Origin of the sequence: Streptomyces sp. CBMA29, assembly GCF_014596445.1 — a bacterium.
Taxonomy (GTDB): domain Bacteria; phylum Actinomycetota; class Actinomycetes; order Streptomycetales; family Streptomycetaceae; genus Actinacidiphila.
This window is the reverse complement of record NZ_MECL01000228.1, coordinates 21,628-27,863: the sequence shown is the minus strand read 5'-3', so window position 1 is coordinate 27,863 and position 6,236 is coordinate 21,628. Positions and strand designations below refer to the sequence as shown.

The 6,236-nt window shown below is 71.9% G+C and carries 4 protein-coding genes and 2 pseudogenes; all 6 read right to left on the bottom strand.

The genetic code is table 11. The features are described 5' to 3' along the window. Positions 1-294, bottom strand: a pseudogene (locus BGM09_RS32095) (hypothetical protein); the annotation flags it as partial. Positions 295-544: 250 nt separating this feature from the next. Continuing rightward, positions 545-1,159 (bottom strand): annotated as a pseudogene (locus tag BGM09_RS32090) (RNA polymerase sigma factor); the annotation flags it as partial. A gap of 561 nt (positions 1,160-1,720) precedes the next feature. After that, the gene (locus BGM09_RS32085; RefSeq protein ID WP_188285256.1) at positions 1,721-2,929 is read right to left on the bottom strand and encodes a glycoside hydrolase family 6 protein; all 1,209 of its coding nucleotides are present in this window, start codon (positions 2,927-2,929) and stop codon (positions 1,721-1,723) included. Positions 2,930-3,118: 189 nt separating this feature from the next. Continuing rightward, the gene (locus tag BGM09_RS32080; protein ID WP_188285257.1) at positions 3,119-4,015 is read right to left on the bottom strand and encodes a carbohydrate ABC transporter permease; all 897 of its coding nucleotides are present in this window, start codon (positions 4,013-4,015) and stop codon (positions 3,119-3,121) included. A 5-nt stretch (positions 4,016-4,020) separates the two neighbouring features. Beyond that, positions 4,021-4,917, bottom strand: a complete 897-nt coding sequence (locus BGM09_RS32075) for a carbohydrate ABC transporter permease (protein ID WP_188285255.1) — start codon at positions 4,915-4,917, stop codon at positions 4,021-4,023. Further along, positions 4,917-6,224, bottom strand: a complete 1,308-nt coding sequence (locus BGM09_RS32070) for a sugar ABC transporter substrate-binding protein (RefSeq protein ID WP_317452974.1) — start codon at positions 6,222-6,224, stop codon at positions 4,917-4,919. Before BGM09_RS32070 ends, BGM09_RS32075 begins: the two co-directional genes overlap by 1 nt. Positions 6,225-6,236: the final 12 nt, after the last annotated feature.

Genomic DNA, 6,236 nt, shown 5'->3' with positions numbered 1-6,236 from the left:
CCCGGCCAGCGCCTTCGCGGACCGCCCCGACACCACCAGCCGCCGTCCCTCGTCCGCGCCGCCGGTACGGCGCGCGGCCCGGAAGGCGGCCAGCGCGGCCTGTTCGCGCCCGGGGTCGACCTCGGTGCCCGCGGACGCGGCCGTCAGCAGCCGCAGCAGTGTGAAGAACCGCGCGTCGGCGACCTCGTGGAAGGTGCCGGGTTCTGCGGGGCACTCGCCCTTGGCGACAACGCTCAGCAGCCGTTCCGCGGTCACCGGGTCCGGCCAGTTGCCCACCTCACGTCCGTCGTCCATTTCACGCCTCCCCGGCATCGTCACCCACCGCCTCGTCGGCGCCGCCGCGCCCCGGCCCGTCCGCACCCGCGGCCCGTTGCCGCCCGACGGCCGCCGGCCCGCCCGTGTCCGTACACGCGATGTCCGTGCGCGCGGTTTCACCACGCGCGATGTCCGTACGTCCGGCGCCCGTACCGGCCGGGTCCGTGACGTCCGCATCCGTGACGTCGACGTCCGTGCTGTCGACGTCCGTGCTGTCGATGTCAACGGCTGAGTCCGCGAGCGTCACCGCGCGTCCGCGGGCGTCACGGGCTCCGGCGCCCAGTTGCTGGGCGAGGCGGCGCAGGCCGCGGTAGGCGGCGGTGCGTACGGCGCCGGGGCGTTTCCCGAGGACGTCGGCCGCCGCGGGTGCGCTCAGGCCGATCACGACGCGGAGCAGGACGGCCTCGGCCTGGTCACGCGGGAGTGCGGCGATCAGGGCGAGCGCGCGGGCGGTGGACAGGTTGTCGAGGGCGGTGCCCGCGGAGTCGGGCACGGGGACCGGCTCGGCCGCCGCGGGGTCGAGGACGGTGGTGCGGGGGCGGGACTTGAGCCGGCGTATGTGGTCGAGGGCGCGGTGCCTGGCGATGGTGGCCGCCCAGCCGCGGAAGGCGGCACCGTCACCGCGGAAGGCGTGCAGGTCGCGCACGATGTCGTGCCAGGTGTCGGAGGCGATGTCGTCGGCGTCGTCGCCGACCAGGCCGCGCAGGTAGCCGAGCAGCATCGGCTGCACCTCGCGGTAGACGACCGTGAACGCGGCCTCGTCCCCGGCTCTCGCGCGGGTCACCGCGCGGCCGAGTTCCCCGCCGTCCGTCCCCGCGCGCCGCCGCGTACCGGCCCTGACCACCGCGTCCTCTTCGTACGTCGCGGCACCGCGCATCGTGCCCATGCCCCCGGAGCGGCCTGACCCCTGCGGTTGCCGTCCCGTCTCGTACAGCGTCGCGGCCCCGGCAGGTGTCACCGCGGACCCCGTACGGCGCGCGACGGCTCGGCGGTGCGTCGTTCCGGGCGCGGGCGTACCGGACCCGCGCCCGTGGGACCCGCGAACCGGCGGGCCCGGCCGGGAGGCGAACCATGCTGTGTGCGCGCCGAACCGTGCATACCGCCTCCGCTCAGCGAGCCGACCGCTCCCGGTGGGCGGTACGTGGCTCTACTCCCCACAGCGCCCACGGCGGCGAAAGCGTCACTCGCGCCCCACACGCCACGACCGGCGGACGGTCGCCTTCCGGTCCACGGGAGCTCCGGCCCACGGGAGCGGGCGGCGGTGCGGGGGCGCGAAGGCGGGCGGGAAGTCGGGCGCGAAGGCGGGCGGGGAGTCGGACGGGCGGGGACGGGAAAGCGCACGGCCGCCTTCGCCGCCCTGCCGCGAGCGGGGAGAGCGCGGTGGCGGGGAAGGCGGCCGGCGGCATCAGTGCGGCAGCAGCGGCGGGTTGGCCCGGCGGACCAGTTCCAGCGCCTGCTGGGTGAACCACGCGCCCGCCGCCGGGTCCGCGTAGCCGCGTTCCGGGTCGTTCGGGCCCGCGGTGCCGCGGGTGCACTGGCCGTCGGACTCGCCCGGGATCTTCACCCAGAGCTTCGCGTCGGCCAGCGGGTCGCCGGTCTTCAGGGTCGGCCTGGCCCCGAGGCCGCGGCCGGGGGGATTGCACCAGTCCTGCGCGTCGGTGTAGACGCCGGACGGCGGGGTCCAGGGGCCCTGGCCGTTGCGGCTGGTGTCGGTGACGAAGTGCTTCATGGCGGACGGCGCGGTGTGCACGTTCGCGGTCAGCCAGGTCTGCGCGTCGTTGACCGGCCAGTACTGGTTGGGGCAGGCGGCGGTGTCGCCGCCGCCCGCCGCGTAGGCGAGGCAGGACGAGATGAGCTTGCCGTACCAGGCGAGTTCGCTGTCCGAGCGGTAGTTGGAGATGTTCAGGTAGAAACCGGTGGCGTCGCCGACGCCCGCCTCGACCAGCCGGGGGACGATGTCGTTGACGTTGTGCCAGCCGCTGTGGCCCGCGTCCAGATAGACCTTGGTGCCCGCCTGCGGCTCCAACGCCTCGACGGCGTAGTGGACTTCGTCGTAGCGCGCGGCCGTGAGGGTGCCCTGCGCGTCGTCGGCGCCGCAGTCGGACGGGAGCAGCGCCAGCGAGTCGGGTTCGAGGATCACCGTGGCGGGCCGCGCCCCGATGCCGCGCTTGACTGCGTCGATCCACGCCTCGTACTCGGCCGTGTTGGCGGCGCCGCCCGCCGAGTACTGGGCGCAGTCGCGGCCGGGGATGTTGTAGAGCGCCAGTACCGGCAGCGCGTGGCGGCGGGCGGCGTCGGTGACGGTCTTGCGGACCGAGCTCTCCACCTGGGCGGGTGTCCCGTCGCCGTACCAGACGGCCTGCGGGGTCAGGGTCATCGCCAACACCCCTGCCGCGTCGCGGAATTGCCCGTGCCGCAGCAGGTCCAGGATCTGCCGGTTCCCGTCCGCGTTGGCGGGCGGGGTGTAGAGCGCGGCGGGCGGCCGCGGGGCGGGGGTCGTGCCGTGACCGGTCGTCGCGTGCGCCGGGGCGACGGCGACGGCGGCCAGCGCGGCGGTGGCCGTGGCGGCGGTGACGAGCGTACGGGCGGTACGTGCGCGGACGCGTGCGGGCATGCGGATGGACTCCTCGATACGGCGGTACGGAGTACGGACGCTGTCCGGGCGACGCTGAGTGGGAGCGCTCCCATGAACGGCTAGGGGAATTAACTCCTCATAGCGCGGCGCCGTCAATCCCCTGTGCGGGCTTCAAGAAATGAAGCCCGCACAGGAGCGGGGACCCGGCACAGGCGCGAGCCAGGAACCCTACTTGAGCGCCCCCGTCACCAGATCGATTCGCCAGAACCGCTGGAGCGACAGGAAGAGCGCGATCACGGGAACGACCGACAGCAGTGTGCCGGTCACCACCAGCGAGTACAGCGACGCCTCGTCGGCGCCGTGCCGCAGCAGGCTGTAGAGGCCCACGGTGAGCGGGAACTTGTCGTCGCTGGTGAGCATCACGTACGGCAGCAGGAAGTTGTTCCAGATCGCGATGAACTGGAGCAGGAACACCGTGACCAGTCCGGGGCCCATCAGCCGCAGCCCCACGGAGAAGAACAGCCGGGCCTCGCCCGCGCCGTCGATCCGCCCGGCCTCCAACAGCGAGTCGGGCACCGCGGCGGCGGCGTAGATCCGGCACAGGTAGATGCCGTACGGGTTGAACAACTGCGGGAGCAGCACGCCGATCAGACTGTCCGTCATGCCGACCTTGGAGAGCAGCAGGTACTGCGGCACGGCGAGCACGATCTGCGGCAGCAGCACTCCGGCGAGGATCGTGTTGAACAGCGCGGTACGGCCGCGGAAGGCGTATTTGGCCAACGCGTATCCGGTGGCGGCGGAGACGAAGGAGGCGAGCAGGCCGCCGACCGCCGCGTAGAAGAAGCTGTTGAGCATCCACCGCCAGAAGATGCCGTGCTGATAGTCCGTCAAGTCCCGCACGTTGCGCAGCAGTCCGAGGTCGAGCGAGGGGACGTAGGTGGCGGTGGAGAAGAGTTCGGTGCGGGATTTGGTGGCCGCGATCAGGATCCAGAGCGTGGGCACGACGCAGTAGAGGGCGCCGAGGACGAGCGCGGCGGTGGGGAGCGGCGCGATGCGGGGACGGGCGGCCGGCGCGCCGCGCTCCCGGCTCTCGCGCGGCGGGGCGCCCTCGGGGGAGGTGGTCACGGTGGTCACTTGGCCTCCCGCTGGACCCGGGACTGGATGACGCGCGCGGTCACGAAGGAGACGGCGAGCGCGGCGACGGTCAGGACGACGGAGGTGGCCGCCGCCGCGTGGATGTCGGAGTTGCCGAAGGCGTCGTCGTAGATCTTCATCAGCGGCACCCAGGTGGAGGAGACGGCGTTGGACAGCGGCTTGAGGGTGTTGGGCTCGTTGAAGACCTGGAGCGCGGCGAGCACCGTGAACAGGCAGCACATCACCACCGCGGGCATGACCAGCGGCACCTTGATCCGCAGCACGATCTGCCACTCGGTCGCGCCGTCCAGCCGCGCCGACTCGTGGAGTTCGGCGGGCAGCGCGCGCAGCGCCGTGTAGATCACGATCATGTTGAAGCCGACCGCGCCCCACACCGCCACGTTGGCGACCGAGAAGAAGACCGCGGTCCGCCCGAAGAAGTCGACGTGGTCGCCGCCGATCGGGCTGGTGGCGGGCAGATAGAGGAAGCCCCACATCAGCGAGGCGATCACGCCCGGGACCGCGTACGGCAGAAAGATCGTCAGCCGGGTGATCCGCTTGAGCCGGGTGCGTTCCATGTCGAGCAGCACCGCGAACAGCAGCGCGAAGAACACGGTCCCCGGCACGGTGATCGCGCCGAGCACCAGCATCCGCGTGACACCCGACCAGAGGTCGGAATCCCCCAGGACGTCACGGTAGTTGACCAGGCCCGCCCATACGGTGTGGGTGCCGCCGCCGAGCAGCCCGCCGTTGATCTTGCGGCGCTGGAAGCTGAGCAGCAGCGCGTAGACCCCGGGAGCCACGACGAAGGCGGCGAAGAGCAGGACGGCGGGCAGGACCAGCAGATACGGGAACCGGCCGGTCCTGCGCGCGGTGGTCGTCTGACGTGCCATCAGCCGACCGTGAATCCGAGCTTCTTCATGTCCGCGACGGTGGCGCTCTGCATGGCGTCGAGCGCGCCCTTGAACGAACCGCCGCCCTGGAGCGCCTTGCTGAAGTTGTCGGTGTAACCGGTGAAGGTCACGGTGACGTCGGGTCCCCACATCGGGAAGCTGCGGGCGGCCGGCGCGACCTTCTTGACCTGCGCGTAGAAGTCCGGCTGGTTCGGGAAGAACGCGGGCGCGGCCTGGAGCACGGGCAGCGAGCGGCCCGCGGTGGCGGCGGGATAGACGTTGATCTGCTTGACCTGCTCGGTGACCGCCGCGTCGTCGGTGTTCAGCCAGGACGCGAACGCGGCAGCCTCGGCCGGGTGCCGGGAGTCGCTGGTGACGGTGGTCGCGGAGCCGCCCCAGATGCCGGTGGCGGGGTCTCCGGCCGTCCACGCGGGCAGCGGCGCCACCGCCCACTTGCCCTTGGTGGCGGGCGCGATACCGCCGATCTGCGCGGGCGCCCAGGCGCCGGAGATCCAGGTGAGCAGGGTCCCGTCGTTCATCTGCTTGTTCCGCTGCGGGCTGAACGACGGATTCTTGGCGATCACGCCGTCATCCACCAGGCCCTGCCAGTAGTCCGCGACCTTCACCGTGGGCGCGCCCGCGATGTCGACCTTCCAGGCGGTTCCGCTGGTGGTCCACCAGTCGGCGCCCGCCTGCTGGGCGAGGCCGGTGAACCAACCGGGGTCCGCCGCGTCGAAGTTGGTCAGATACGCCGTGGGCGCCTTGGCCCGCAGCGTCCTGGCCGCCGCCGCGTACGCGTCCCACGTCGTCGGTACGGCCAGGCCGTACTTCTTGAACAGGTCCGCGCGGTAGAAGAGCATCAGCGGGGCGACGTCCTGCGGGACGCCGTACACCTTGCCCTCGAACACCGTGCTCTTCAGCGTCGGTTGGTCGAATCTCCCGACGGTGTCCTTGGTGTACTCGGTGATGTCCCGTACGACGCCCTTGGAAACAAGCGCGGGCAGCGACTGGTACTCGACCTTGGCGATGTCCGGGCCGTTCTTCGCCTCGTGCGCGGTGATCATCTTGGCGACCAACTGGTCACCGCCCGCCGGGTTGGAGAGCTTCACATGGATCTCGGGGTGCGCCGTGTTCCATGTGGCGACGACCTTGTCCATGTTCGGGTCCCAGTCCCAGAAGGTCAGATCGACCGTGCCCTTCCCGCTCGGCTCCTGGCCGGACTTCTTGTCCGATCCGCCGCCACAGGCCGCCGTCGTCACCAGCAGCCCTGCCGCCACCAGCACAACGGCGGCTCTTGTCCGTGTCACGCCCATGGGGTG

What these genes read in the sequence shown, in the direction of transcription:
- BGM09_RS32085 (WP_188285256.1), bottom strand. Translation starts at nt 2,929, where the DNA reads ATGCCCGCACGCGTCCGCGCACGTACCGCCCGTACGCTCGTCACCGCC.
- BGM09_RS32075 (WP_188285255.1), bottom strand. Translation starts at nt 4,917, where the DNA reads ATGGCACGTCAGACGACCACCGCGCGCAGGACCGGCCGGTTCCCGTAT.